The organism is Sphaerisporangium sp. NPDC004334 (assembly GCF_053602655.1).
Genome location: NZ_JBSGDZ010000004.1, coordinates 36,188 through 60,583 on the forward strand (window position 1 = coordinate 36,188; position 24,396 = coordinate 60,583).

Annotated in this window: 23 protein-coding genes and 2 tRNA genes; 10 read left to right on the forward strand and 15 right to left on the reverse strand. The window is 72.0% G+C overall.

Annotated features, from left to right (window positions below):
• The first annotated feature begins 24 nt into the window (after positions 1-24).
• Positions 25-1,185 carry a phosphotransferase gene (locus ACWEN6_RS05565; protein WP_452569118.1) on the forward strand — a complete coding sequence of 387 codons (1,161 nt, stop codon included), beginning with the start codon at positions 25-27 and terminating at the stop codon, positions 1,183-1,185.
• Positions 1,186-1,270: 85 nt separating this feature from the next.
• Positions 1,271-2,821: an amino acid permease gene (locus ACWEN6_RS05570; protein ID WP_452569119.1), complete on the forward strand. Its 1,551-nt coding sequence runs from the start codon at positions 1,271-1,273 to the stop codon at positions 2,819-2,821.
• Between the two features lie 272 nt (positions 2,822-3,093).
• Here the strand turns inward: ACWEN6_RS05570 and lipB are convergent, their stop codons facing one another.
• Positions 3,094-3,753, reverse strand: coding sequence for a lipoyl(octanoyl) transferase LipB (lipB, locus tag ACWEN6_RS05575; protein ID WP_452569120.1), 660 nt, complete (start codon positions 3,751-3,753; stop codon positions 3,094-3,096).
• Between the two features lie 136 nt (positions 3,754-3,889).
• Complete coding sequence (locus ACWEN6_RS05580) at positions 3,890-4,096, reverse strand: PspC domain-containing protein (RefSeq protein WP_354838193.1); 207 nt, start codon at positions 4,094-4,096, stop codon at positions 3,890-3,892.
• A gap of 147 nt (positions 4,097-4,243) precedes the next feature.
• Here ACWEN6_RS05580 and ACWEN6_RS05585 point away from each other — a divergent pair, with 147 nt between their 5' ends.
• The 4 genes from ACWEN6_RS05585 (at position 4,244) to ACWEN6_RS05600 (ending at position 10,012) form a co-directional block, all read left to right on the forward strand.
• On the forward strand, positions 4,244-4,822 hold the full coding sequence (locus tag ACWEN6_RS05585) for an LURP-one-related/scramblase family protein (RefSeq protein WP_354838191.1): 579 nt from the start codon (positions 4,244-4,246) through the stop codon (positions 4,820-4,822).
• Between the two features lie 239 nt (positions 4,823-5,061).
• Positions 5,062-7,728, forward strand: coding sequence for an ATP-dependent RNA helicase (locus ACWEN6_RS05590; protein ID WP_452569121.1), 2,667 nt, complete (start codon positions 5,062-5,064; stop codon positions 7,726-7,728).
• A gap of 240 nt (positions 7,729-7,968) precedes the next feature.
• A complete protein-coding gene (locus tag ACWEN6_RS05595; RefSeq protein ID WP_452569122.1) occupies positions 7,969-9,774 on the forward strand; it encodes a hypothetical protein in 1,806 nt (601 codons plus the stop codon).
• 16 nt (positions 9,775-9,790) lie between these two features.
• Positions 9,791-10,012: a hypothetical protein gene (locus tag ACWEN6_RS05600; protein WP_452569123.1), complete on the forward strand. Its 222-nt coding sequence runs from the start codon at positions 9,791-9,793 to the stop codon at positions 10,010-10,012.
• Between the two features lie 100 nt (positions 10,013-10,112).
• Here the strand turns inward: ACWEN6_RS05600 and ACWEN6_RS05605 are convergent, their stop codons facing one another.
• Genes ACWEN6_RS05605 through deoC form a run of 4 tightly spaced genes read right to left on the reverse strand, consistent with a single transcriptional unit; the run spans position 10,113 to position 13,598 of the window.
• Positions 10,113-10,982 carry an aldehyde dehydrogenase family protein gene (locus ACWEN6_RS05605; protein ID WP_452569124.1) on the reverse strand — a complete coding sequence of 290 codons (870 nt, stop codon included), beginning with the start codon at positions 10,980-10,982 and terminating at the stop codon, positions 10,113-10,115.
• Complete coding sequence (locus tag ACWEN6_RS05610; protein WP_354838181.1) at positions 10,975-11,184, reverse strand: hypothetical protein; 210 nt, start codon at positions 11,182-11,184, stop codon at positions 10,975-10,977. The genes ACWEN6_RS05605 and ACWEN6_RS05610 overlap by 8 nt, the downstream gene beginning before the upstream one ends.
• Complete coding sequence (locus tag ACWEN6_RS05615) at positions 11,177-12,631, reverse strand: aldehyde dehydrogenase family protein (protein ID WP_452569125.1); 1,455 nt, start codon at positions 12,629-12,631, stop codon at positions 11,177-11,179. The genes ACWEN6_RS05610 and ACWEN6_RS05615 overlap by 8 nt, the downstream gene beginning before the upstream one ends.
• A 10-nt stretch (positions 12,632-12,641) precedes the next feature.
• Entirely contained in the window at positions 12,642-13,598 is a 957-nt protein-coding gene (gene deoC / locus ACWEN6_RS05620) for a deoxyribose-phosphate aldolase (protein ID WP_452569379.1), read from the reverse strand.
• Between the two features lie 250 nt (positions 13,599-13,848).
• On the opposite strand from deoC, the gene ACWEN6_RS05625 reads away from it, so the two are divergent.
• The 3 genes from ACWEN6_RS05625 (at position 13,849) to ACWEN6_RS05635 (ending at position 17,983) form a co-directional block, all read left to right on the forward strand.
• The gene (locus ACWEN6_RS05625) at positions 13,849-14,016 is read left to right on the forward strand and encodes a hypothetical protein (RefSeq protein WP_354838177.1); all 168 of its coding nucleotides are present in this window, start codon (positions 13,849-13,851) and stop codon (positions 14,014-14,016) included.
• 266 nt (positions 14,017-14,282) lie between these two features.
• Positions 14,283-17,150, forward strand: a complete 2,868-nt coding sequence (locus ACWEN6_RS05630) for an ATP-binding protein (RefSeq protein ID WP_452569126.1) — start codon at positions 14,283-14,285, stop codon at positions 17,148-17,150.
• A gap of 263 nt (positions 17,151-17,413) precedes the next feature.
• On the forward strand, positions 17,414-17,983 hold the full coding sequence (locus tag ACWEN6_RS05635) for a TMEM165/GDT1 family protein (protein WP_452569127.1): 570 nt from the start codon (positions 17,414-17,416) through the stop codon (positions 17,981-17,983).
• A gap of 10 nt (positions 17,984-17,993) precedes the next feature.
• Here the strand turns inward: ACWEN6_RS05635 and ACWEN6_RS05640 are convergent, their stop codons facing one another.
• From ACWEN6_RS05640 to ACWEN6_RS05675, 8 genes are all read right to left on the reverse strand, one after another.
• Entirely contained in the window at positions 17,994-19,115 is a 1,122-nt protein-coding gene (locus ACWEN6_RS05640; protein ID WP_452569128.1) for a UDP-N-acetylmuramate dehydrogenase, read from the reverse strand.
• 147 nt (positions 19,116-19,262) lie between these two features.
• Positions 19,263-20,402 carry a CysS/YqeB C-terminal domain-containing protein gene (locus tag ACWEN6_RS05645; protein ID WP_452569129.1) on the reverse strand — a complete coding sequence of 380 codons (1,140 nt, stop codon included), beginning with the start codon at positions 20,400-20,402 and terminating at the stop codon, positions 19,263-19,265.
• A gap of 118 nt (positions 20,403-20,520) precedes the next feature.
• Positions 20,521-20,949, reverse strand: a complete 429-nt coding sequence (locus ACWEN6_RS05650) for a MaoC family dehydratase (protein WP_354838167.1) — start codon at positions 20,947-20,949, stop codon at positions 20,521-20,523.
• Between the two features lie 3 nt (positions 20,950-20,952).
• Positions 20,953-21,402 carry a MaoC family dehydratase N-terminal domain-containing protein gene (locus tag ACWEN6_RS05655; protein ID WP_452569130.1) on the reverse strand — a complete coding sequence of 150 codons (450 nt, stop codon included), beginning with the start codon at positions 21,400-21,402 and terminating at the stop codon, positions 20,953-20,955.
• 337 nt (positions 21,403-21,739) lie between these two features.
• Positions 21,740-21,904, reverse strand: coding sequence for a 50S ribosomal protein L33 (gene rpmG / locus ACWEN6_RS05660; RefSeq protein WP_089324515.1), 165 nt, complete (start codon positions 21,902-21,904; stop codon positions 21,740-21,742).
• A gap of 78 nt (positions 21,905-21,982) precedes the next feature.
• Positions 21,983-22,056 (reverse strand) — tRNA-Met (locus ACWEN6_RS05665).
• Between the two features lie 209 nt (positions 22,057-22,265).
• Positions 22,266-22,341 (reverse strand) — tRNA-Thr (locus ACWEN6_RS05670).
• A 123-nt stretch (positions 22,342-22,464) separates the two neighbouring features.
• Positions 22,465-22,683 (reverse strand): transposase, encoded by a 219-nt coding sequence (locus ACWEN6_RS05675; RefSeq protein ID WP_380824665.1) that lies wholly within the window; start codon positions 22,681-22,683, stop codon positions 22,465-22,467.
• A gap of 230 nt (positions 22,684-22,913) precedes the next feature.
• On the opposite strand from ACWEN6_RS05675, the gene ACWEN6_RS05680 reads away from it, so the two are divergent.
• A complete protein-coding gene (locus ACWEN6_RS05680; RefSeq protein ID WP_452569131.1) occupies positions 22,914-23,882 on the forward strand; it encodes an SPFH domain-containing protein in 969 nt (322 codons plus the stop codon).
• 12 nt (positions 23,883-23,894) lie between these two features.
• Here the strand turns inward: ACWEN6_RS05680 and ACWEN6_RS05685 are convergent, their stop codons facing one another.
• Positions 23,895-24,380, reverse strand: a complete 486-nt coding sequence (locus ACWEN6_RS05685; RefSeq protein WP_452569132.1) for a MarR family winged helix-turn-helix transcriptional regulator — start codon at positions 24,378-24,380, stop codon at positions 23,895-23,897.
• Positions 24,381-24,396: the final 16 nt, after the last annotated feature.

The window sequence follows — 24,396 nt, forward strand, 5'->3', positions numbered from 1 at the left end:
GAAGGTAGACCAAAGGAGGCCCGCGTGCCAGACCTCGGCTCGGCACTCGAACTCGTCGCGGCCTGGGCGGGCCGGCCGGTCATCCCTACCCCGATCAAGGGCGGGTTGAGCCACCACATCGTCCGCGTCGACACCGAGGCCGGCGACCGCTGGCTGCTGCGCGTCCTGGACCCGCGCGTCTCCGCCGCCGGACTGGGCATCCCCCTCGACCTGGAGATCGTCAACACGGTCCGGGCCGCCCAGGCGGGAGTGGGGGCCAACGTGCTGCTGCGCCTGCCCGGCGCGGTCCTGCTGGAGTACATCGACGGCGCCACACTCGACGCCGCCGCCGTGCGCGACCCGAAGATGACCGAGGGCATCGCCCTGGCCTGCCGCCGCCTGCACGCCGGGCCGCGCTTCGCCACCGACTTCTCGATCTTCCGCAAGCTCGACGAGCTGCTGTCGCTGTGCCGCGGCCACGCGCTGCGCATCCCGGACGGGTACGAGGACCGGCTGCCCGCCATCGCGGCGATCGAGGCCGCCATGGCCGCGCGGCCGGCGCCCACCGTGCCCTGCCACAACGACCTGCTGCCGGAGAACCTCATCTTCGACGGCTCGGCGGTCCGCATCGTGGACTACCAGCTGTCGGGCAACAACGACCCGGCGTTCGAGCTGGGCGACATCGCGGCGGAGGCCGATTACGACCCCGAGATGGCCGGGCGGTTGACGCGGGCCTACTTCGGGGACGAGGATCCCGCGGCAAGAGTCCGGCTCTACCTGCTCATGTCCAACTTCACCTGGACGCTGTGGTTCAGCGTCCACCACGGCCTGCTCGCCGAGCATGCCGCGGCGGCCGGCTTCGACTATGAGGCCGAGGCCGCCGACAAGTACGCCCAGGCCGTCCGCGATCTCGACGATCCGGGGTTCGGCCGGCTCCTCGACGACGTCCGAGGCGGGCGGCGCCCGGCGGGAGGCGCGGTGCCGCCCTCCGCCCCGCCGTCCGCGCATCCTTCACCGGCCCCTCCTCCTCCCACCGCCCCGTCTCCGGCCCCCTCCACCGACCCGTCTCCGGCTCCTTCCACAGCCCCGCCTCCGGCACCCGTCTCCGACCCGTCCCCGGGAAACACCTCCGGCCCGTCCTCGGCCCCCTCCACAGGCCCGCCCCACGGAAACGCCCCCGAGGGGCGGGACCCGCGGGCCGGCTGACCCGTCCGACCTCCCGGCAGTTCCCTCGCAGTACGCACCCCCCGCACCGCACCATGGCACCACCCGCGCCACCAAGGAGGCCTCGATGGCCCAGCCCACCCTCGACGACGACGCCAAACGCCTCGCCGAACTCGGATACAAGCAGGAGCTCTCGCGATCGTGGAGCGGCTTCTCCAACTTCGCGATCTCCTTCTCGATCATCTCCATCCTGGCCGGATGCTTCACCACCTTCAGCCAGGCGTGGAACAACGGCGGGCCGATCGCCATCTCCATCGGCTGGCCGCTGATCTCGGCGTTCATCCTCATCATCGGCTTTTGCATGTCCGAGCTGGTCTCGGCCTACCCGACGGCCGGCGGCATCTACTGGTGGGCCGCCAAGCTGGGCCGTCCCGTGCACGGCTGGTTCACCGGCTGGCTGAACCTGATCGGCCTCATCGCTGTCACCGCCTCGGTGGACTACGGCTGCGCGACGTTCCTCAACATCACCATCGGCCGGTTCAGCGACGGCTGGGCGAAGGGCGACCCGCTGCACCAGACGTTCCTGCTGTTCGCGATCGTCCTGGTGCTGCACGCGCTGATCAACATCTTCAGCCACCGGCTGATCTCACTGCTGCAGAACATCTCGGTGTGGTGGCACGTGTTCGGCGCGGCCGTCGTCGTGCTGATCCTGATCTTCGGGCCGTCGGAGCACCAGAGCGTCGGCTTCCTGTTCGAGCGGTTCAACAACTCGGGCTTCGGCTCGGGCGCGTCGGGGCCGACGTTCTGGCTGTACGTGCTGCCGCTGGGCTTCCTGCTCACCCAGTACACGATCACCGGCTTCGACGCCTGCGCCCACGTGTCGGAGGAGACGCACGGCGCGGCCACCTCCGCCGCGAAGGGCCTGTGGAAGTCGATCTTCTACTCGGCCATCGGCGGATGGGTGCTGCTGCTGGCCTTCCTGTTCGCGGCCACCGACGTGGACGCCGTCAACAAGGAGGCCGGCTTCGTCGGGGCGATCTTCACCTCGTCGCTCACGCCGAGCCTGGCCACGGTGATCTTCGGCATCTCGACCATCGGCCAGTTCTTCTGCGGCATGAGCTGCGTGACCTCGATGTCCCGGATGACCTACGCGTTCTCCCGCGACGGGGCGGTGCCCGGATGGCGTCTGTGGTCGCGCGTCGACCGCAACAGGACGCCGGTGAACGCGATCATCGCAGGGTGCGCCATCGCCCTGCTGATCACGCTGCCGGCGCTGTACGCCCCCGCCGGCACCACCACCCCGGTGGCCTTCCTGGCCGTGGTGTCCATCGCCGTGATCGGGCTGTACCTGGCCTTCCTCATCCCGATCTGGCTGCGGCTGCGGATGGGCGCCGCCTTCCGCCCCGGGCCGTGGACGCTGGGCGGCAAGTACAAGGTGCTCGGCTGGATCGCGGTCATCGAGATCATCGTGATCTCGGTGTACTTCGTCCTGCCGATCAGCCCGGCCGGCGTGCCGGGGTCGGCGGACTTCACCTGGACGTCGGTCAACTACGCGCCGATCGCCGTCGGGGCCGTGCTGCTCGGCATCGCCCTGTGGTGGACGCTGTCCGCGCGCCACTGGTTCACCGGCCCGCGCCGCAACGTCGACGAGCTCCCCATGGACGAGCCCGTCGGCTGATCGGGCCGCCTGACCGGCCGCCGGCCTCGTGGGACACCCGTCCCCATGGTCGTCGCCGGACGGCCGGGGCGCGGGCGGGCAACGCCGGCCGAGCGGGCTGAGAGCACGCAGGCGCGACCGCCCGCTCCCCGGGGGCCTTCCCGCCGGCGCCGCGTCGGCGAGAAGGGGGCCGGCGGATCCGGCGCCGTCCTACGGCGAGGAACCCGGCCTCGTCCGCGCGGACGACCTCCGCGCGGAGGGCCTCTCACGATGTGGTCCGCGGCGACGACCTCTCAGGAGGCGGACGCCTCGTAGGCCTCGGCGACCACGCGGCGCACCTGGTCCATGGACGGCGGCTCTGGCAGCTCGCGGGCCAGCGAGGTCATGTCGACGTCGGGCATGCCACACGGGATGGCGTAGTGCCACGGGTCGAGGTCGCCGTCGACGTTCAGCGCGAAGCCGTGGCTGGTGACGCCCCGGCTCGCGCGCATGCCGATGGAGACGACCTTGCGGCCGGTGCCGCGCGTCCAGACGCCGGTGAGCAGCTCCGACCCCGGCGGGGTCTGGCGGCGCTCGGCCGGCAGACCGAGCTTCTCCAGCGCCTCGACCATGCGCAGCTCCACCTCGCGGACATAGTCCACGACGCCCTCGTCCGGGCGGAGCCGGACGATCAGGTAACCGACGAGCTGCCCCGGCCCGTGGTAGGTCAGCTGGCCCCCGCGGCCGGTGAGGACCACGGGGATGCCGTGCGAGGGATCGGGCAGGTGCTCGGCGGCGGTGCGCTTGGTCGCCGTGAACACCTGCGGGTGGCTGAGCAGCCACAGGGTGTCGGGCGACTCGTCGCGCTGCCGCGCGGCGACCAGGTCGTTCATGCGGTCCATGGCCTGCTCGTAGTCGACGAGGTCGTCGTCCACCAGGGTCAGCGGCCGCGCACGTACGCTTCGTTCGCTCACGGCTCCGAGCATACGTCCCATGAAAGGATGACAAGCCGCCCATGCGCCGTCGCGGGACGGCCTCGCCCCCGCGACCGGCCGCCGCCGGCCGCGGGCCCAGGGACGACGGGCCCGGGGACCACGGGCCCGCGCGGCGTCAGTGCCGGTAGGCGGCCGCCGAGTCGTAGGCCGCAGGGGCCTTCGGCACGAAGGCCCACATGATCAGGTAGATGACGAACTGCGGGCCCGGCAGGATGCAGGACAGGATGAACAGCAGGCGCACCATGGTGGGCGGCCAGCCCCACTTCTCGGCGATGCCGCCGCAGACACCAGCGATGATCTTGTACCTTCTCGAGCGATACATTAAGACTCCTCCCCCGTTCCGTTGTCTTGACCAACGAACGAGACTCCTGCCCCGTTCCGGAGTGGACATTCGTCATCACCCGCCCACGTACGCCGCCGGGAGGCGGACAAGCCTTAGGGTGGCAATCCCCTGACTATGGAGAGCAACGTGGACCTCCCCACCCTGCAGGCACAGCGCCGCCTGCTCGTCCGGCAGAAGATCACCATGATGGTGAACCGCTATGTGGTCCACATAGAGCAGCCCGACGGCTCCGAGGGGCCGATGGTGGCGTTCGCCGAGCAGAAGCGCCTGGCGTTCAAGGAGCAGGTGACCCTCTACACCGACGAGTCGCGCCAGTACGTGCTCGCCGGGTTCAAGGCCCGCAAGGTGCTCGATTTGGGCAGCGGTTACGACGTCGTGGACCACGCCGGCCAGCCGATCGGCTATTTCCGCAAGGAGTTCGGCGCGTCGCTGCTGCGCTCCACGTGGCACTTCCAGCAGCCGGGCATGCCGACGTTCACCGGGCAGGAGCGCAATGTGCTGGTCAGCATCCTGCGCCGGTTCGTCGACTCGCTGTCGTGGCTGCCGTACCACTTCGACTTCGGCGCCGGGGCGCAGATCGCCTTCTCGGTGGACCGCAAGTACGGCCTGCGCGACCGCTACATCGTGGACATCCAGGATCCCCGGCTCGACCGGCGAGTGATCATCGCGATGGCCGTCGCCCTGGACGCGCTCCAGGCCCGATGACGCCCGGCGACACCCGTGTGCCCCGTGTGGCCGTGGCCGGTGTGGCCCGTCCCACGTTGAGCACGGCCCCGTACGAGATCAGGCGGTAGACCGCCACTACGGCGGCCGCGGCCGCGTCGGCCTCGCCGACGAAGGTCGCGGCCCATCGGCCTGCCGGCCGGTGCCGGCACCCGCCCGAATGCGGTGAGCCACATCATCGCCCGTGCCCCGCACTGTGCCGGGTGCGGCAAGCTCGGTACATGACCGTGGAGGAGTCGCGCGCGGGTGACCTGCCCGTCCGCCAGGCGCTGCCCGAACTGCGCGCGGCGCTGGAGGGGGCCGGCGGCGCCGTGCTGGCCGCGCCGCCCGGCACCGGCAAGACGACCCTGGTGCCGCTGGCCCTGGCCGGGCTGTACTCCGGTGGCCCGGCGCGCCGGGTGATCGTGGCCGAGCCCCGGCGCGTCGCCACCCGGGCGGCGGCCCGGCGCATGGCCTGGCTGCTCGGCTCGCGGGTCGGCGAGGAGGTCGGCTTCACCGTACGCGGCGAGCACCGGCCCGGCCGGCGGGTGCAGGTCATGACGACCGGCGTGCTGCTCCAGCGGCTCCAGCGCGACCCCGACCTGGACGGCGTCGACGCCGTGCTCGTCGACGAGTGCCACGAGCGCCATCTGGACGCCGACACCGCGCTGGCGTTCCTGCTCGATGTCCGGGCGACCCTGCGACCTGACCTGCGACTGCTGGCCGCCTCCGCGACCGCCGACACCGCGCCATGGTCGCGACTGCTCGGGGATGCCCCCGTGGTGCGCGCCCCCGGCACGGCGCACACGGTGCGGGTGGTGTGGGCCCCGCCCCCGCGTCCGGTCGCCCCGCCGCATGGCATGCGGGTGGACCCCGCCCTGCTCGCCCACGTGGCCGGGGTGGTCCGGCGAGCCCTCGACGAGCGGGAGGGCGACGTGCTGTGCTTCCTGCCCGGCGTCGGGGAGATCGGACGGGTCGCCTCCGCGCTGGCCGGCCTGCCCGCCGAGATCGACGTGCTGCGCGCCCACGGCAGGGCGGAGGGGCTGGAGGAGATCCTGTCACCCGGGGCACGCAGGCGGGTCATCCTGGCCACCTCCGTGGCCGAGTCCAGCCTGACCGTCCCCGGGGTGCGGGTGGTGGTGGACGCCGGGCTCGCGCGCGAGCCGCGCACCGACCACGGCCGCGGCCTCGGATCGCTCACCACCGTGCGGGTCTCCCGGGCCTCCGCCGAGCAACGCGCCGGGCGCGCGGGCCGCGAGGGGCCGGGCACCGTCTACCGGTGCTGGACCGAGGCCGAGCACGAGCGGCTGCCCGAGCAGGCCCAGCCCGAGATCGCCCTGGCCGACCTGACGGCGTTCGCCCTCCAGGCCGCCTGCTGGGGCGCCCCGGACGCCTCCGGGCTCGCGCTGCTCGACCCGCCGCCCCCCGCGTCCATGGCCGCCGCGCTGCGCACGCTCCACGCGCTCGGCGCCCTCGCGGACGGGCGGGTCACCGGACGCGGCCGGCGGATGGCCGGGGTCGGCGTCCATCCCCGGCTCGCCCGCGCGCTGCTCGACGGCCCGCCCCGGGCGGCCGAGGTGGTGGCGCTGCTGTCGGAGGAGCTTCCCCGCACGGCCACCGACGACCTGGTGGCGCTGTGGCGCGAGGCCCGGCGCGGCGGGTCCTCCGCCTGGCGCAAAGAGACCCGCCGCCTCACCCAGGCCGCCCACGCCGCCGTCCACGGAACCGAGGACGACACGGCGGCCGGCTCGGGGACCGGTGACCTCACGGCACTCGGTGCGGGGACGGGAAACGACACGGCGGCCGGCTCGGGAGCCCCGCGCCAGGCCATGACGCGCCGTGGAGCCCGGAGAGAAGCGAGGGCACACGACGCAGCCCGGGAGGAGGCGGTGACACGCGGCGGAGCCCGGAGAGAAGCGAGGGCACACGACGCAGCCCGGGAGGAGGCGGGCACGCGCGGCGGAGCCGGGGACGACGCGGTGGCCGGGCTCGTGGTGGCGCTGGCCTATCCCGAGCGGGTGGCGCGCCGCCGCGGCGGCGGGTACCTCATGGTGTCGGGGACGGCCGCGACGCTGCCCCGCGACTCCCGGCTGGCCTCGGCGGAATGGCTGGCCATCGCGGTCGCCGACCGGCCAACCGGCGCGGCCTCGGCACGGGTGGCACAGGCCGTGGTCATCGACGAGGACGTCGCCAGGCTGGCCGCGGCGCCGTTCCACCGCGTCGAGGAGGAGGTCGGGTGGGACGGCGAGGTCGTGGCGCGCCTGGTCGAGCGGCTGGGCGCCGTCGAGCTGTCGTCCACCCCGTTGCCGGCGACCCGCGCCGGCGAGGCGATCATGGCGGGCCTGCGGGCCGAGGGGCTGTCCCTGCTGCGCTGGACGCCGGAGGCCGTGGCGCTGCGCGACCGCATGGCCTTCTGCCACCGGGTCCTCGGCGCCCCCTGGCCGGACGTCTCCGACGCCGCTCTGATCGAGGCGGCGCCCACCTGGCTGGAGATGGCGCGCCTGCGCCGCCGCGCCGACCTGGCGCGGGTGGACGTGGCGGCGGCGCTCAGGCGGCTGCTGCCGTGGCAGGCCAGGCTGGAGGAGGTCGCCCCCGAGCGGATCACCGTGCCGAGCGGCTCCCGCGTCCGCGTCGACTACTCGGGAGACCAGCCGGTGCTGGCGGTCAAGCTCCAGGAGCTGTTCGGCTGGGCGGCCGCGCCGCGCGTCGCCGGGGTCCCGCTGGTGGTCCACCTGCTCTCGCCGGCCGGACGGCCCGCCGCCGTCACCGCGGACCTGGCCTCCTTCTGGCGGGAGGGCTACCGCGCCGTCCGCGCCGAACTGCGCGGCCGCTACCCCCGCCACCCCTGGCCCGAGGACCCGAGCACCGCCGCCCCCACCCGCCACACCAACCGCCGAGGACCGGGCTGACCGCCCCCCTCATCCTTCAAAGCGGTTGAGCATCGAAGAATGCCACTTAAAGACCAATAATTTCGATAGACAGTCGTTTTCGCAATATAACCGTACGAACATCGGCTCCTGAGTCTCGTTTCCATCAAGAAAGCCGGGGCCGCTACTCTCCGTGTCAACCTCCGGTGCCGGTCGGGCGATTCTCCTGTGTCAGGTACGCGTGGCACCGCACCCACACACCGGAGAGGTTCGGGTCCCTCAATGAAATGGTCCAATATCTGCTGCGTGGCGCTCGGGGCGGTGAGCGCGGTGTGCGGCTGGCTGGCCCTGCTTCCGCTCCCCGGCGACGACGGCATGCTCACCGCGCGGCCGGCTCCGCTCGTCCATCCGCGCCCCTGGATGCTCGCGGCCTGCCTCGCCGCCGCCGTCGCGCTCGTCATCCTGCGTGACGGCCGGTATCGCAGGCGGGCCAAGGCGCATGAGCCCTCCCACTGGGACGGCGTCACGGTGGCCACCATGCAGAGGGTCCTGGCGCTGCGTGACGAGGCCACCCGCCCGGACATGCTCGCATCGGTGCCGGTCTTCCTGTCGATGATCCTCCAGCCGGAGAAGTCGCGGACACGGACGGTGGAGACCATCTCCCTGGAGAGCCGCGTCGTCGTCCAGGACGTGCGCATCGAGATGTCCTTCCCCGCCCTGGAGAGCGGGCCCTGGACCCTCCCGCGCACCGAGCCCGGCCCCGGCCGGCGCCCCAGGCGGCGGGGGGCGGAGCAGGCTCCGGCCGAGCGGCCGGGCGGTGAGACGTATGTGCCGATCCTCACCTGCCTCAAGCGCGAGATGGTCGACAACTTCGAGGTCAGGGCGCGCGACGGGGCCCTGCTCGACATCCTCTGCCATGACGAGACGATCCAGCTCATCTCCTCGTCCCTGTACTTCCTGATCGAGCTCGTGCTGAGCGACGCGAACGCGGGCGCGCCCGTCTCCACGGAGCGCGTCCAGAAGGCCGCGGTGTCGTTCCTGATGCCGATCTGCGGCCGCCTGTCGGAGGAGGCCGCGGCCACGGCCATCGACAAGGGCCTCGGCTACATCGGCGTCCGCGCGGACAGCCCCTGCGAGAAGGTGCAGTGGCTGCGGGAGTTCGTCTACACCCTGGGCGAGGCCGGCCCGATCGTCGCCGTCGTCCCCGAGGCGATGAAGTCGCGGCGCCTGCAGGTGTCCTACCGCCGCACGATGGTGCCTCCGAGCACGTCGCGGCAGCCCCGCCACCGCCTGCGCCTGGCTCTCGGGCTGCGGCCGGTGACCATGCAGATGGCGCCGGGGATGGCGCACAACTCCACGTCCTACCATCTGCAGATCAAGGCGCCCGAGTCGCAGTACCTCATGGAGCAGACGCTGCGCTGCGCCGACTGCGGCGACCCGCTCAGCGCCTCGGAGATCGAGACCGACGGGTCGCAGACCTGCGTCCACCTCAAGCTGTCACAGGACACCGAGCCCTACTTCCAACTGCTCGGCAAAAGAGGCCAGAACTACGCCCACCTGTACATGCGCGGCTTCACCGGCATGGACTGGCGGAAGATCAAGTTCACCTCCTCGTTCGGGGAGGTGCCGCCCGGCACACTGGCCAGCGCGGTCGTCACCGCGGCCACCTCGCTGTCCCTGATCGGCGCGGTGGCGCTGGCCGAGGCCAGAGGTCTGCCGCGCACCAGCGACGTGCCCGCCCTGCTGCTCGCGCTGCCGGCCGTCGCGGCCTCGTGGTTCGGCTTCTCCTCCGACAACGAGGCCGGGCTGCGCTCCTCGCTCGCCGCCCGATGTTCACTGATTTTGGGCGGTTTAACGTCATTAGTGGCATGCGCCCTGTTTATCGTTACCCGAACCATCGAAGACGCACAGAAAGCCGATTCACTGCCCCTGATGGACAACGGGATGCGATGGTGGGCATGGGTCGGTCTGGCCTACCTCGCCGGCGCCAACTTCGGTTACGTGTCGATCCAGCTGGTAATCCGCTCCAGCGCCTACCGCCGTCTCTTGCGAAAGGAGTCCGCCGTCGATGACAATACGATTAACTGACGAGGTGGTGCCGCCTATGACCGCTGACCGACCAGACGGGGTCTACGTCGTCGAGCCCATCGAGTACATCCGGTCACGCGCGCTCCCCGACCTCCCGACGCTCCGCGACCGCGAGCAGGTGCGGACGCTGCTGCGCGACACCCGCGACTCCATGCGGTCCTGTTCCGCCGAGCACATCGCCGAGTTGATCAACGAGGTCTTCCAGGACCAGGCCGAACCGGACCGCACGACCCGCTGAGCCGGCGTCGCGCCAGCGCACAACCGCGCCAGGCCCGGACAGCGGTGCGACGGCCCCGGCGTGCCAAGGCCGTCGCACCGCATCGCCACCTCGCGCCGGGTCAGACTCCGATCGGGTGCCAGACGGTCTTGGTCTCCAGGAAGGCCGTCATGCGGTCGGTGCCGGGGTCGGCGAGCCAGTCGGTCTTGCCGGCCGGGCGCAGCACGCGCTTGAGGTTCTCGGCCGCGGCCTGCTGGCAGGACACCGCCAGCTCCTCCGGGCAGCCGGTGAGGTCCACGGCGTTGACGTCCATGTGCGACGCCAGCCACGGGGCCAGCTCGGCGAGCCTGCCGGTCAGCAGGTTCACCACCCCGCCCGGCAGGTCGGAGGTCGCCAGCACCTCCGCCAGCGTGATCGCCGGCAGCGGCGCGCGCTCGGAGGCCACCACCACGCAGGTGTTGCCCGTGACGATCACCGGGGCGATGACCGACACCAGGCCGAGCAGCGGGCCCTCCCCCGGCGCCATGACCGCGACGACGCCGGTCGGCTCGGAGGTGGACAGGTTGAAGTAGGGCCCGGCGACCGGGTTGGCCGCCCCCTGGACGGCGCCGATCTTGTCCGACCAGCCCGCGTACCAGACCAGCCGGTCGACGGCGGCGTCCACCAGCTCGCCGGCCTTGCGCGCCGACACCCCGTCGGCGGTCGTCACCTCCTCGACGAACTGCGCCCGGCGGCCCTCCATCATCTCGGCGATGCGGTAGAGGATCTGGCCCCGGTTGTACGGCGTGGCGCCGGACCAGCCGGGGAACGCCTTGCGGGCCGAGGTCACCGCGTCGCGGGCGTCCTTGCGCGAGGCCAGGGCGGCGTTGGCGAGGAAGTCGCCCTTGGAGGAGGTCACGGCGTAGGACCTTCCGCTCTCCGAACGCGGGAACGCCCCGCCGATGTACAGCTTGTACGTCTTGCGCACGGCGAGCCTGCCCGGCTCAGTCATCGCCTCTCCAGGTGATCTCTTCCGGCGAGAGCCGCGCCGTCAGGATCACCTGGCGGCAGCGGCTCACCCCGCAACGATGGGCGAACCAGCCCTGGCGGGCGGTCGTGGCCGTAAGGCCGGAACGGGCGTGGGCGTGCCCGCGGGTGATCTGCGCCCGGCGGGCCCGGCGGGGCGCCCGGCGGTGCTCACAGGGGTCAGACATCGAGGTAGGCCTCCAGTCCGTGCCGCCCGCCCTCGCGCCCGTATCCGGACTCCTTGTAGCCGCCGAACGGCGATGCCGGGTCGAAGCGGTTGAAGGTGTTGGCCCACACGACCCCGGCGCGGAGCTTGTCGGCCATCCACAGGATGCGCGACCCCTTCTCGGTCCACACGCCGGCGGACAGCCCGTAGGGGGTGTTGTTGGCCTTCTCGACCGCCTCCGCGGGCGTGCGGAAGGTGAGGACCGACAGCACCGGGCCGAAGATCTCCTCGCGGGCGATGCGGTGCGACTGGGCGACCCCGGTGAACAGCGTCGGCGGGAACCAGAAGCCCTTGTCGGGGATCGGGCAGGGCGGCGACCAGCGCTCGGCGCCCTCCTGCTCGCCCGCCTCGCTTAGCGTCCTGATCCTGTCGAGCTGCGCCGCGGAGTTGATCGCGCCGATGTCGGTGTTCTTGTCCAGCGGGTCGCCGAGCCGCAGCGTGGCCAGGCGACGCTTGAGCGCCGCGAGCAGCTCCTCCTCGATCGACTCCTGGACCAGTAGCCGCGAGCCCGCGCAGCACACGTGGCCCTGGTTGAAGAAGATGCCGTTGACGATGCCCTCGACGGCCTGGTCGAGCGCGGCGTCGTCGAAGACGATGTTGGCGGCCTTCCCGCCGAGCTCGAGCGTCAGCTTCTTGCCCGTCCCGGCCACCGAGCGGGCGATCTGGCGGCCGACCTCGGTGGAGCCGGTGAAGGCGACCTTGTTCACGTCGGGGTGGGAGACCAGCGCCTGCCCGGTCGCCCCCGCCCCGGTGACGATGTTGACCACGCCGGGCGGCAGGTCGGCCTGGCGGCAGATCTCGGCGAACGCCAGCGCGGTGAGCGGCGTCGTCTCGGCCGGCTTGAGCACGACGGTGTTCCCGCAGGCCAGCGCGGGCGCGATCTTCCAGGCCAGCATGAGCAGCGGGAAGTTCCACGGGATGACCTGCGCGGCGACCCCGAGCGGCCGGGGGTCGGCGAAGCCGCCGTCGGGCGTCCTGCGGGCGAGCCCGGCGTAGGACAGCTTGTCGGCCCACCCGGCGTAGTAGAAGAAGTGCGCCGCGACCAGGGGAAGGTCGACGTCGCGCGACTCGCGGATCGGCTTGCCGTTGTCCAGGGACTCCAGCACGGCCAGCTCGCGGGCGCGCTCCTGGATGATGCGGGCGATGCGGAACAGGTACTTGGCGCGCTCGCGGCCGGGGAGCCGCCCCCAGACCGACTCGTAGGCCTTGCGCGCCGCGGAGACCGCCCGGTCGACGTCGGCGTCGGAGGCGAGGGCGAACTCCGACAGGACCTCTTCTGTGGCCGGGTTGACGGTCTTGTCGCGCTCGTCCCCCAGTGAGTCGACCCACTCCCCATTGATGAACAGGCCATAGGACGGCCGGATGTCGACGATGTCGCGCGACTCGGGCGCCGGTGCGTATTCGAACATGGGGGCCGCCTCAGTCGAGGGTGAAGTAGTCGGGGCCGGCGTAGCGGCCGGTGGCCATCTTCTGGCGCTGCATCAGCAGGTCGTTGAGCAGGCTGGAGGCGCCCAGCCTGAACAGGGCCGGGTCGAGCCAGTCGGCGCCGGCGGTCTCGTTGACCAGCACCAGATACTTGATCGCGTCCTTGGTGGTGCGGATGCCGCCGGCCGGCTTGACGCCCACGACGCGGCCCGCCTGCTCGCGGAAGTCGCGCACGGCCTCCAGCATCACCAGCGTGACGGGGAGCGTCGCGGCCGGGGACACCTTGCCGGTCGAGGTCTTGATGAAGTCGGCGCCGGCCAGCATGGCGAGCCAGGACGCCCGCCGCACGTTGTCGTAGGTGGCGAGCTCCCCGGTCTCCAGGATGACCTTCAGGTGGGCGTCCTCCCCACCGGCGTCGCGGGCGCAGGCGGCCTTGACCGCGACGATCTCTTCGTACACCTTGCGGTAGTCGCCGGACAGGAACGCGCCGCGGTCGATCACCATGTCGATCTCGTCGGCGCCGTCCTGAACGGCCTGCCTGGTCTCCTCCACCTTGACGCCGAGGGACGATCTGCCGCTGGGGAAGGCGGTGGCCACGCTCGCCACCTTCACGCCGGACCGGCCGAGCGCGTCCACGGCCTGCGGGACCAGGTCGGGGTAGACGCAGACGGCGGCGACCTTGGGGACGGAGGGGTCTGCGGGGTCGGGCCGAACGGCCTTGGCGCACATCGCGCGCACCTTGCCGGGGGTGTCGGCTCCTTCCAGGGTGGTCAGGTCGACCATGGAGATGGCCAGGTCGATGGCTCGGGCCTTGGCCGTCGTCTTGATGGAACGGGTGCCCAGCATCGCGGCGCGCTGATCGGCACCCACACGATCGACACCGGGCAGGCCGTGCAGGAATGCCCTCAGGGACGCGTTCGACGACGCGATCTCCGTGGGCGAGGTCGTCAGTGTTGACACCTCACCAGCATCGCCGACCGGCCTGATTGTTCCAAACCGGGCCGCCCGGCCGGCGGGGCCTGCGGCATTTCATCACCTGTCGCCTACGGCCTTATTCAGGGGCCTAAGGCGGCTCAGAGCGCCTTAGACGGTCCTAGGCCGTAGGACGCCCGGGAGATAAGGCATCCGCCCGATGTGGGAGGGGGCGCCTTAGCCCGAGTCTAGAGATGTCAGAGAAGACGACATCGAAGGAGAAGCCGAAATGGCTCCCGAGCTCCACTACCAGCTCATCATCAGCCGCGTGGCCGAGCTGCACGCCGAGGCCGGCGAGCACCGCCGCGCCCGTGAGGCCGCCTCCGGCCGCAAGGCCCGGTCCGAGGGCTCGCAGCACCGCCTGCGCGCCGCCTTCGGCAAGCTGCGCACCTCGTGACCGCCCTCGGTCACAACCTCCCCGGCGTGCCGCGGGCCCGGTCGCGGGCCTACGGCGAGCCGGAGGGGCGAACCCCGCAAGCTCATCCGCGGCGATCGCGGCTGAGACCCTCGCACACGATGCCCGGCCGGGACCTCCCTCCCGGCCGGGCGTCACAGCCGCCGTAATGGACCCGGAGGGGACGCTCCCCATCCTGTTCACCCTGACCGAAAAGCAGTACGAAAGACGCTATTGGGCATGACATGCTGGCAGACATGGTGGGCCGGATGGTGAGTCCTGTCTTCGTGGGCCGACAAGCCGAGTTGCGCACTCTCTCGGACGCCTTCGAACAGGCGCGCAAGCAGGCGGCCTCCGCCGTTCTCCTCGGGGGCGAGGCCGGCGGGGGGAAGACGCGCCTGGTGTTGAGCTTCACCGACGAAGCCGCCTGCACCGGCGCGCACATCCTGGCCGGCGGCTGCGTCGAGCTGTCCACCGAGGGCCTCGCCTACGCGCCGTTCACCGCCGCCCTGCGCCAGCTCGTCAGGGAGATGGGCGCCGCCGAGGTGGCCGCCCTGCTCCCGGACGGCGCCGCCCGCGACCTGGCCCGCCTGCTGCCCGAGTTCGGCGAGCCCAGCGGCGAGCGGGAGACCGAGACCGGCCGCGCCAGGCTGTTCGAGCAGATCCTCACCCTTCTCGAACGGCTGGCGGAGCGCCGGCCGGTCATCCTGGTCATCGAGGACATCCACTGGGCCGACCGGTCCAGCCGCGACCTGATCGCCTTCCTCAGCCGCAACCTCAGGACCGCCCCGATCTTGATGATCATGACGTTCCGCTCGGACGAGCTGCACCGCCAGCACCCGCTGCGCCCCGTGCTGGCCGAGCTCATGCGCGTCGAAGGGGTGGCGCGCATCGACCTGCCCCGCCTGAGCGAGAGCGAGGTCGCCGCGCAGATCACCGGCATCCGGGGCGACGCGCCCGAGGCGGCGGTCGTCCGCAAGGTCTACCAGCGCAGCGAGGGCATCCCGCTGTTCGTCGAGGCGCTGATGGAACGCGGCGACGACTGCTCCAGCGTCCCCGACTCCCTCCAGGACCTGATCATCGGCTCGGTGGAACGGCTGCCGGAGGACAGCCAGCGCGTGCTGCGCATCGCCTCCGCCGGCGGCAACCGCGTCGGCCACGAACTGCTGGCCGCGGTCACCGGCCTGTCCGACATCGACCTGGAGAACGCCCTGCGCCCCGCGATCGCCGGCAACGTCATGCTGGTGGACGGGCGGGCGTACGTCTTCCGGCACGCCCTGATCCGCGAGGCCGTGCACGATGAGATGCTCCCGGGCGAGCACAACCGCATCCACGCGCGCTTCGCCGAGGAGATCGACCGCGACCGCAAGCTCGTCCCGCCCGGCCGCGCCGCCATCGAGATCGCCCACCACTGGTACTCCGCGCGCGACCACCTGTGGGCGCTGACCTCCGCCTGGGAGGCCGCGGGCAAGGCCGCCGACGCCTTCGCCTACACCGAGCAGATGCAGTTGCTGGAGCGCGTGCTGTCGCTGTGGGACCGCGTGCCGGACGCCGCCGAGCGCATCGGCGCCGACCACGTCGGCGTCCTGGAGCGGGCCTCGGAGGCCGCCGCCATCAGCGGCGAGATCGAGCGGGGCCTGAAGTTCGTCAAGGGCGCCCTGGCCGAGCTGGACGAGGCCGCCGAGCCCGAACGGGTCGCCTACCTTCTCGTGCGCCGGGCGCAGCTCACCATCGACCGGGGCCGGCGGGGCGCGCTGCCCGACCTGCGCTACGCCGAACGGCTCGTGCCCGCGCCGAGCGCCGCCCGCGCCCAGGTCCTGTCCCGGCTCGGCTCGTTCCTGATGTTCAGCAACGAGACCGACGAGGGCACGGTGCTCACCGAGGAGGCCCTCCAGATCGCCCGCGACCTCGGCGACGTGTGCATGGAGGCCGACCTGCTCTGCACCCTCGCCCTCGGCCACTCGCTGGCGGGCGACCTCGAGGGCGCGCTGCGCACCAACGAGCGTGCCATGGAGGCCGCCGCCGAGCTCGGCAACCAGCGCATCGTCCTGCGCACCATCGGCAACAAGGTGGACGCCCTGAACAACCTCGGCCGCTCCGAGGAGGCCGTGGCCCTGGCGCTGGAGGGCGACGCGCTGGCCCGCGAGTACGGCCGCTACCGGGTGAGCGGGGCCTTCATCGCCAACAACCGGGCTGAGGCCCTGGAGGCGCTCGGCCGCTGGGACGAGGCGATGGAGGTCATCGAACAGGCCCTGGCGCTGGACCCCATCCCGAAGATCCGCGGTCACCTGCGGCGCCTGCGCGGCCAGCTCGCCGCCGGACGGGGCGAGGTCGAGCTGCTGGAGCAGGCCCTCGCCGATGTCGGCGCCCTGCAGAACGAACGCGACGAGTACGCCCAGGAGTGGCTGACCAACCTGCGCCTGCGCGTCGAGCTCCACCTGCTGCGCGGCCGGCCGGGCCCGGCGCTCGACGACGTCGAGGAGATGCTGCGGGCCGGCGACATGCCGCACTCCAACAAGGCGATGCTCGGCTGGCAGTTCATGGCGCAGGCCCGGCTGACCTGCGAGGTGGCCGCCGCGGCGCACCCCGAGCGGGCGCGGGAGGTGTGGCACCGGGCCCAGGGGCTCTTCGCGACCATGAAGTCCGACGGCCCGGTCGCCGACGCCTTCGGGCTGATGTTCACCGGCGAGCACGACGCGGCCGCCGCGGCCTGGCAGCGGCTGGGCCGCCCCTACCCGCGTGCCCGCTCGCTCACCCATGCCGCCGCGGCCCGCGCCAAGGCCGGCGACCGCGGCGGGGCGGCGGCGCGGCTGACCGAGGCCCGCACCATCGCCGCCGGCCTGCGCGCCCGGCCGCTCATGGGGGAGATCGAGGCGCTCGCCCGCCGCGTCGGGGTGACGGTCACCGCGGGCCCCGCGGCCCCGCTGGACGCCTCGGCGGCCCCTGATCTCACGCCGCGCGAGCTGGAGGTGCTGCGCCTGGTCGCGCTCGGCCGCTCCAACCGCGACATCGCGGGCGAGCTGTTCATCTCGGCGAAGACGGTCAGCGTGCACGTGTCCAACATCCTGGGCAAACTGGCGGTCTCCACCCGCGGCGAGGCGGCCGCCGCCGCCCACCGCCTCTCCCTGTTCACCTGATCCGCGCCGGAGCCGGTGGCCCGACGTGCGGGTCCACCCCCTAAGTGCCGTCGGGTAGGGTGGGGCGAACACCGAAGGGGAGTAGTCCCGAACCGCGTGGTCGACATGCTGGCGTGAGCCCGGTCGCGTGGGCCTCGATGAGGCGGACGAGACCTTCGGCCCGTTGTCGTGCACGCGCGCGGCCGGGCCGAAGCCGACTCCCCCGAGCTCTCTGGTGATGCCGCTTCCGGCCCGGTCGCAGGAACAAGAAGGGCGACCCCCCTGTGGAAGCGTTCTGGATAAGCCTCGGCGTCATCTTCGTGGCCGAGCTGGGCGACAAGAGCCAGCTCATGGCCATGACCTTCGCCACCCGCTTCAAGCCGTTGCCGGTGCTCGCCGGCATCACCCTGGCCACCGCCGTGGTCCACCTGCTCAGCGTCGGCCTCGGCGGCCTCATCGGTGACGCCCTGCCGACCACGGCCATCTCGATCGTCGCGGGCGTGGCCTTCCTCGGCTTCGCGCTGTGGACGCTGCGCGGCGACGAGCTGAGCGACGAGGAGTCGCGCAAGGCCGAGCGCACGACCCGCAACGCGCTCGCCGCCGTCACCGTGGCGTTCTTCCTCAGCGAGCTGGGTGACAAGACCATGCTCGCCACCATCACCCTCGCGACCCAGCACGGCTGGTTCGGCACCTGGGTCGGCTCCACGATCGGCATGGTCGCCGCCGACGCGCTGGCCATCCTCGTCGGGCGCATGCTGGGCAAGCACCTGCCTGAGAAGGTCATCCGCTACGGCGCCGCCGCCGCCTTCGCCGTCTTCGGCATCCTCCTCATCGCCGAGGCCCTCATCGGCTGACCAGCGGTGATCAGAGGGTCAGGCGGACCAGGACCGGTTCGGGGACCAGGGTCACGCCGAAAGCGGCGCGGACGCCGTCGCGGACCTCGCGGGCCAGCGCCAGCAGGTCGGCCGCCGTCGCCGGGGCCGGAGACGGGCGGGACGGGACTCCGAGGGCGACCTCCTCGGGGTCGCTCGGGAAGCCGGTCACCGCGTGCCCGCCGGGGTTGGTGAGGGCGAGGGTGTGCTTGGTGGAGATGCGCGCCGGGCCCCGCCGGTGGCCCTTGGCGAACCCCGCGTGCTCGATGAGCCAGGCGGCCGGCACCTTGACCGCGCCGCCGGGCATGTCCCAGCGGGGGTACCCGGGAGCCCGGGTCTCCAGCTCGGCGGCCCGCTCCGCGGAGAGCACGGGGTTGGTGAAGAACGACCCGGCGCTGCAGGTGTCCGGATCAGCGGCGTCCAGCACCATGCCCTTGCCCCGGCGCAGCTCCAGCACGGCGTGGCGGGCTTCGTGCAGGGTGACCCGGTCGCCGATGGCGACGCCGAGCTTCGCGGCGAGCTCCTTGTACGCGATCGGTCCGGACTTGTCCGACCTTTCCAGCACGTACGTCACGGACAGCACGACATAACGGGCCAGGTCTGCCTTGAACGCGCTGTGCCGGTAGGAGAACCCGCACTGGGCGGCGTCCAGGTCGAGCACCTCGCCCGAGCGCCGGTCGTAGACGCGCACGCCGGTGACCGTCTGCGAGACGTCCTGACCGTACGCGCCCACGTTCTGGATCGGGGTCGAGCCGACCAGCCCCGGCACGCCGGACAGGCACTCGACGCCCGACCAGCCCTCGGCGACCGCCCGGGTGACCAGCGCGTCCCAGTCTTCCCCGGCCCGCGCGGTCACCACGACGCGATCGGCCTCGTCGCGCACCTCGACCCCGCGCGTGCACACGCGCACGACCAGGCCGTCGAAGCCCTCGTCGGAGATGACCAGATTGCTGCCGCCGCCGAGGACCAGCACGGGCTCACCGGCGCGGTCGGCGCCGGAAACCAGCTCGACGAGCTCCTCGTCGGTGGACGCCTCCGCGAAGGCGCGGGCGGCGCCGCCCACTCTCAACGTGGTGAACGGCGCGAGCCGCACCCCGGCCACTCGGTCAGCCATGCGTCTTCCCCAAGGACATGCGGAACGGCACGCGAAGGCCGCATGCCGGCCATCAGCCTAGTGCCGCCCCGGCGCCCGCCGGCGTCACCGGGCCCGGCTCCGGCGCCCGTCGGCGTCACCGGGCCCCGGCTCCGGCGCCCCGCCTGGTCAGTAACGGCGTGGCACGTCCGCGTTGCGCGCGTCCTCGGCCCTGTCCTCGTCGTCCGGTCTGTCCCCGCCGGAGCGGAGCTTGGCCAGCACCCGGTCGTAGGTGCGGCGGGACTCCCGATCGCGGTAGTCGGGGTCGACGTCGTGGTAGCCGCGGTGGCGCTCCTGGTGGACCGGGAGGGGCTCGTGCGGGACGACCAGCGTGCCCGGCAGCGACAGCGAGAATTCCAGGTCGGCGTTGCGGTAGTACCGCGCCTTCTCCGGGAAGCCGCCCGCCGCGAGGGCCTGGTCACGCCGGACGGCGAACAGGTAGCCCAGCAGCCCGCGCACCCGGCCCGGCCCCGCGTCGTGCCAGTCGAGGCCGCCCTCATCGGGGTCGACGCCCTTCCAGCCGGCGGCGACGACGTCGCCTCCGAGCGCCGCGACCAGCGGGGTGATCGCGTCGCCGTCGAGGATCGTGGAGGTCTCCATGACGACGTGCACGTCCCCGGAGTCCAGCGCCAGGAGCTTGTTGCGGACCGTGCCCCACCCGGCCGGACCGCCGCGCCAGTGCGGGGCCTCGGCGACGTGCCAGGCCTCGATGCGGCCGGGATGACGCTCGGCCAGCTCGTGCAGGACGACCCCGGCCTCCTCGACGTTCCCGAGGTCCACGGCGAGGATCTTGGCCTCGGTGTGGCCGATCAGCGCGTCGACGCACGTGCGCAGCTCGGCCGGGCCGCCGTCGACCAGGAGGGCCACGGTCACCGCTCCGGGGGCGCCCTCGGAGTGGTCGCGCGCCGGCGTCGCGGCGCCGGCCGCCTGGTCCAGCCGGGAGGCCGCCAGCGTCGAGTCCCACAGCATCTGCGAGGCGACCATATTCCGGGTGCCGGTCTCGGCCTCGGTGCTCTCGGCCACGTCAGAGGCTCTGTCGGCGCCACCGCCCGGCCAGTCGGGCGTCAACGGGACGGGAATCGACGCGACCGTGGGCCAGACCTTGAACGGCTTGGGCGTCAGCTCGAATCCGCCGGCCTCGTCACGGACCAGCCAGCCCGCGTCCTCGATCTGCCGGCGCAGCACGTCGGCCGCGGCGAAGTCACGCTCCGCACGGGCCTTCGCCCGTTGCTCGGCGAGTCCATATACGTGGTTCGGTGGCTCTGTCACGCTCGCCCCAGTACCCACCTGGCACCGAAGCATTCAGCCCCGCCCAGGTCGCCCCCCGATTCGGCGGCGAGCCGGTGCTTCCCCAAGCAGGCGGGTGGCCGTCAGGCGGACCGAGCCGTCAGGCGAGCTGGACGGTGGCGCGGGCCCGGGACAGGACGCGCGAGTCGCCGGACCTGGCGGTGAGCGCGATGACCACGCGGTCGCCGTCCAGCTTCTCCTCCACGAGGCCGCTCACCGTGATCACGGCGCCCTCGTCGTTGTCCGGGACGACCACCATGGACGAGAAGCGGACGCCGTAGTCGACGACCGCGCCGGGGTCGCCGGCCCAGTCGGTGACGAAGCGGCCGGCCTGGGCCATCGTGAACATGCCGTGCGCGATCACGTCGGGCAGGCCCACGGCCTTGGCGTGCCGCTCGTTCCAGTGGATGGGGTTGAAGTCGCCGGAGGCCCCGGCGTACATCACCAGGTTGACGCGGTGGACGGGGTACTCGACGGCCGGGATCTCCTGGCCGACCTCGACCTCGTCGTACTTCACGGTCGCCGTCATCGGTTACGCCGCCCCTCCGCGCTCGATCAGGGTGTTGTAGGTCCTGCACACCGGCTCGCCCTGGACGGTCGTCACCTCGCTGGTCACCGTGAGCAGCTCGTTGCGGCCGACGCTGCGGATCTCGGAGATGGTCGAGGTGCACAGCAGCTCGTCGCCCGCGTAGATCGGCCGGGTGTACTCGAAGCGCTGCTCGCCGTGGACCACCATGGCGAAGTTGAGACCGAGCTCGGGATCGGCGAGGGCCGCACCGACGCCCGTGACACTGAACACGATGGGAAAGGTCGGCGGGGCGACGACGTCGGGGTGGCCGGCGGCCTTCGCGGCCTCGGGGTCGCGGTAGATCAGGTTCTGGTCGCCGATGGCGGCCGCGAACTCCTTGATCTTGACTCGGCCGACCTCGTAGGAGCCGGACGCCGGATAGGTCCGTCCGACGAAATCTCGGTTCAAAGCCATCGTGCCGGTGCCTTTCGACGCGCGCGCGGAGCTGACGGAGGCGGTGCCCACGGACGATTCGCCGGTCCGCCCGCCGAAGGCTGGTGGACATCGCGCCAGCCCGACCGTAACAGAACAACCTTCGGCCGTCGCGAACCACCGGTGCGGCCGGGCGTGCGGGCGTGGGCCGTTTCCGGACGCGACAAACCGGCGCCCTCAGGGAGAACGCCGGTCGTGCGTGATGGTGACCAGGGGTGGCCGAAGGCGCCGGGCCTTCGTGCTCACCATGCCCTGTCGCCGCCCGTCCAGTGAACGGCGGCGTCCGTCGCGGCCCTGCGGCGCGGCGGGCGGTGGGACCCTAGCGGGTCTCGCGGTGCGGGCGGTGGCACCTGCAGTTGGGGCAGTACTTCTTCAGCTCAAGCCGGTCCGGGTCGTTGCGCCGGTTCTTCCGCGTGATGTAGTTGCGGTGCTTGCACTCCTGGCAGGCCAGCGTGATCTTCGGCCTAACGTCGGTGGCAGCCACGTGGGAGTGCCTTTCTACGTTTGGGACACATGGACAACCCGAACCCGGTCACCCTTCACAGGGGACCCGGCAGGGTAGTAGCGGAGGCCGGACTTGAACCGGCGACACAGCGATTATGAGCCGCTTGCTCTGCCTGACTGAGCTACTCCGCCTCAGGCCGGCGAACTGGACCGGCCACGAAAGGATACCCGACCCGTCTGACGATCGCGCACGCCCATCGCGCGCCCGATCGGGACCAGGCGCTCCCAGTATGCCTGATCACGGGACCCCCATACTTCCCCTATTTCAGGCGACCGGCGAGCACTGGTATCCCACAAGCGAAAAGCCCCACCCGGAATTCCGGGAGAGGGCGATTACGCTGTGGAGCCCCTTTACGGAATCGAACCGTAGACCTTCTCCTTACCATGGAGACGCTCTGCCGACTGAGCTAAAGGGGCCGGCCTCGCCGCGTTTCGCGTTACCGCTCCGCGCTTCGGACAGGTGTAACCATACACTCCCCCAGCGGTCGACGCGAATCAGAACGTCCACCGCAGCCGCCTCCGCGACGGCCCGGCGGGGGGCTAGCGCAGGGCCTCGGTGCGGGCGCGCGGGGAGCGGACGCCGAACGGCACGGTGATCACTTCGCACAGGTCGGCGAGGTCCAGATACAGGCGCAGCTCGTCGACCGCGGAGCAGTCGGTGACGAACTCGCCGTACCGCCACAGGCGGAGCACCTGGCACCCGCCGCGCGTCGCGGCGGTGATCTCGTACCCGTCCGGTCCGACCCAGCGCGTCTCCATAGCCGCACAGAGTATGCCTCATGCCCGACAGTTGCCCGAATTATCGGCATTCGCTCTATCACCATCGTCACCGCCGGACACGGTGGTAGTGGCGCCGGTCCACGCCGGCATACGGCCGCGAAGACGGGCCCCGCAGGAGGCTTGTGGAGTTGTTCAACAATACTTACATTTGAGGATACTCCGTACGAGCGCCACCCCCATCTCACAGCGGCTCTACCTTGGAGGCCCTCATGTCCGTGCGCGCCGTATCGGCTTCCGTGGCGGCGGTCGTGGCCGTCATCGCCGCCATCGTCAGCGTCATCGGCCTGCTCAGCGGCTACGAGAGCACCGACGGCGGCGAGGTGGCGGTGGTCCGCGACGGCGGGCCCCTCGACGACAACCGGGTGCGCGGCGTGATCGACCCCGCCTCGAGCCTCACCTGGACCGGCTGGTGGTCCGAAGTGCACCGATATCCGGCGCAGCAGCGCTTCTACACCATCACCGCGGATCCCAAGCGCAGCACCCTGCTCGGCGTCGACGTCGTGACCGTCCCGAGCAGCGACGGCGTCAACATGGGCATCGAGGGCACGCTGTACTTCACCCTCAACCTCGACCATCAGACCCTGCGGCTGTTCGACGACAAGTTCGGCACCCGCAGGTTCCGCGGCCAGGACAACGAGATGCGCTACGCCTACGAGGGCGAGGAGGGCTGGTCCGGCTTCTTCGGCCAGGCCATCAGGCCCGTCGTGGACAACGCCCTGCGCAGCCAGATCGGCGTGTTCCGCTGCGCCGAGCTCGTCTCCTCCTGCGCCTTCGTGGAGAGCGGCGCGGCCCAGAAGGCCGTCCAGCTCACCCCCCGGGACAACAACGCCGCCCTGGTCAAGGTGCAGAACGCCGTGAACAGCACCCTCGCCGGCGACCTGCGCCAGATGCTCGGCGCGGACTTCCTGGTCGACCTGCGGTTCAACCTGGTAAGGATCACCCTGCCCACGCAGGTGCAGTCGGCGGTGGACCGCGCCCAGGCGGCCTTCGCCGGAGTGGCCGAGGCCCAGGCCGCCGTCGCCCAGGCGCGCGCCCAGGCCGACGCCAACAAGGCCCGCCAGGACGGCTACGACCGGTGCCGCACCTGCGCCGAGATCGAGAAGCTCAAGGCCCTCCCCCAGGGCATCACCGTCTACGCCCCCGGCAACGGCGCCGCGCTGTCACTGCCCACCAAGTGACGGGGGACGGCGTCAGACCTGGCCGAGATGGGTGGCGGCGAGGTCGTTGAAGCGGTCGAGCATGCCGGCCAGCAGCTCGACGTCCTCCTGCGGCCAGGCGCCGAGCATGGCGTAGAAGCGCCGCTGGCGGGCCGCCCGGGCCCGGTGGAGCCTGGCCTGGCCCTCGCCGGTGAGGGCCAGGAGCTGGGCGCGGCCGTCCAGCGGGTCAGGCTGCCGACCGACCAGGCCGAACTCCTCCAGCACCTTGATCTGGCGGCTGATCGTCGCCTTGCCGACGCCGAAGTAGGCGGCCAGGTCGCTCGGGCGGGCCGGCGCGGCCTCGTCGATGCGGACGAGCAGGCTGTAGGCGCCCGGTTCGAGCTCGGGGTGCACCTCGCGGGCCACCTCGGCCGACAGCGCCCGGGAGCGCCGGAACAGCAGGCCGAGCTGGCGCTCCAGCGCGCAGTATGCCTCGTACTGCTCGACGGGCACCGCCGTCTGCGTCTCCATCGTGGTCATCTCGGCCTGCCTCCCC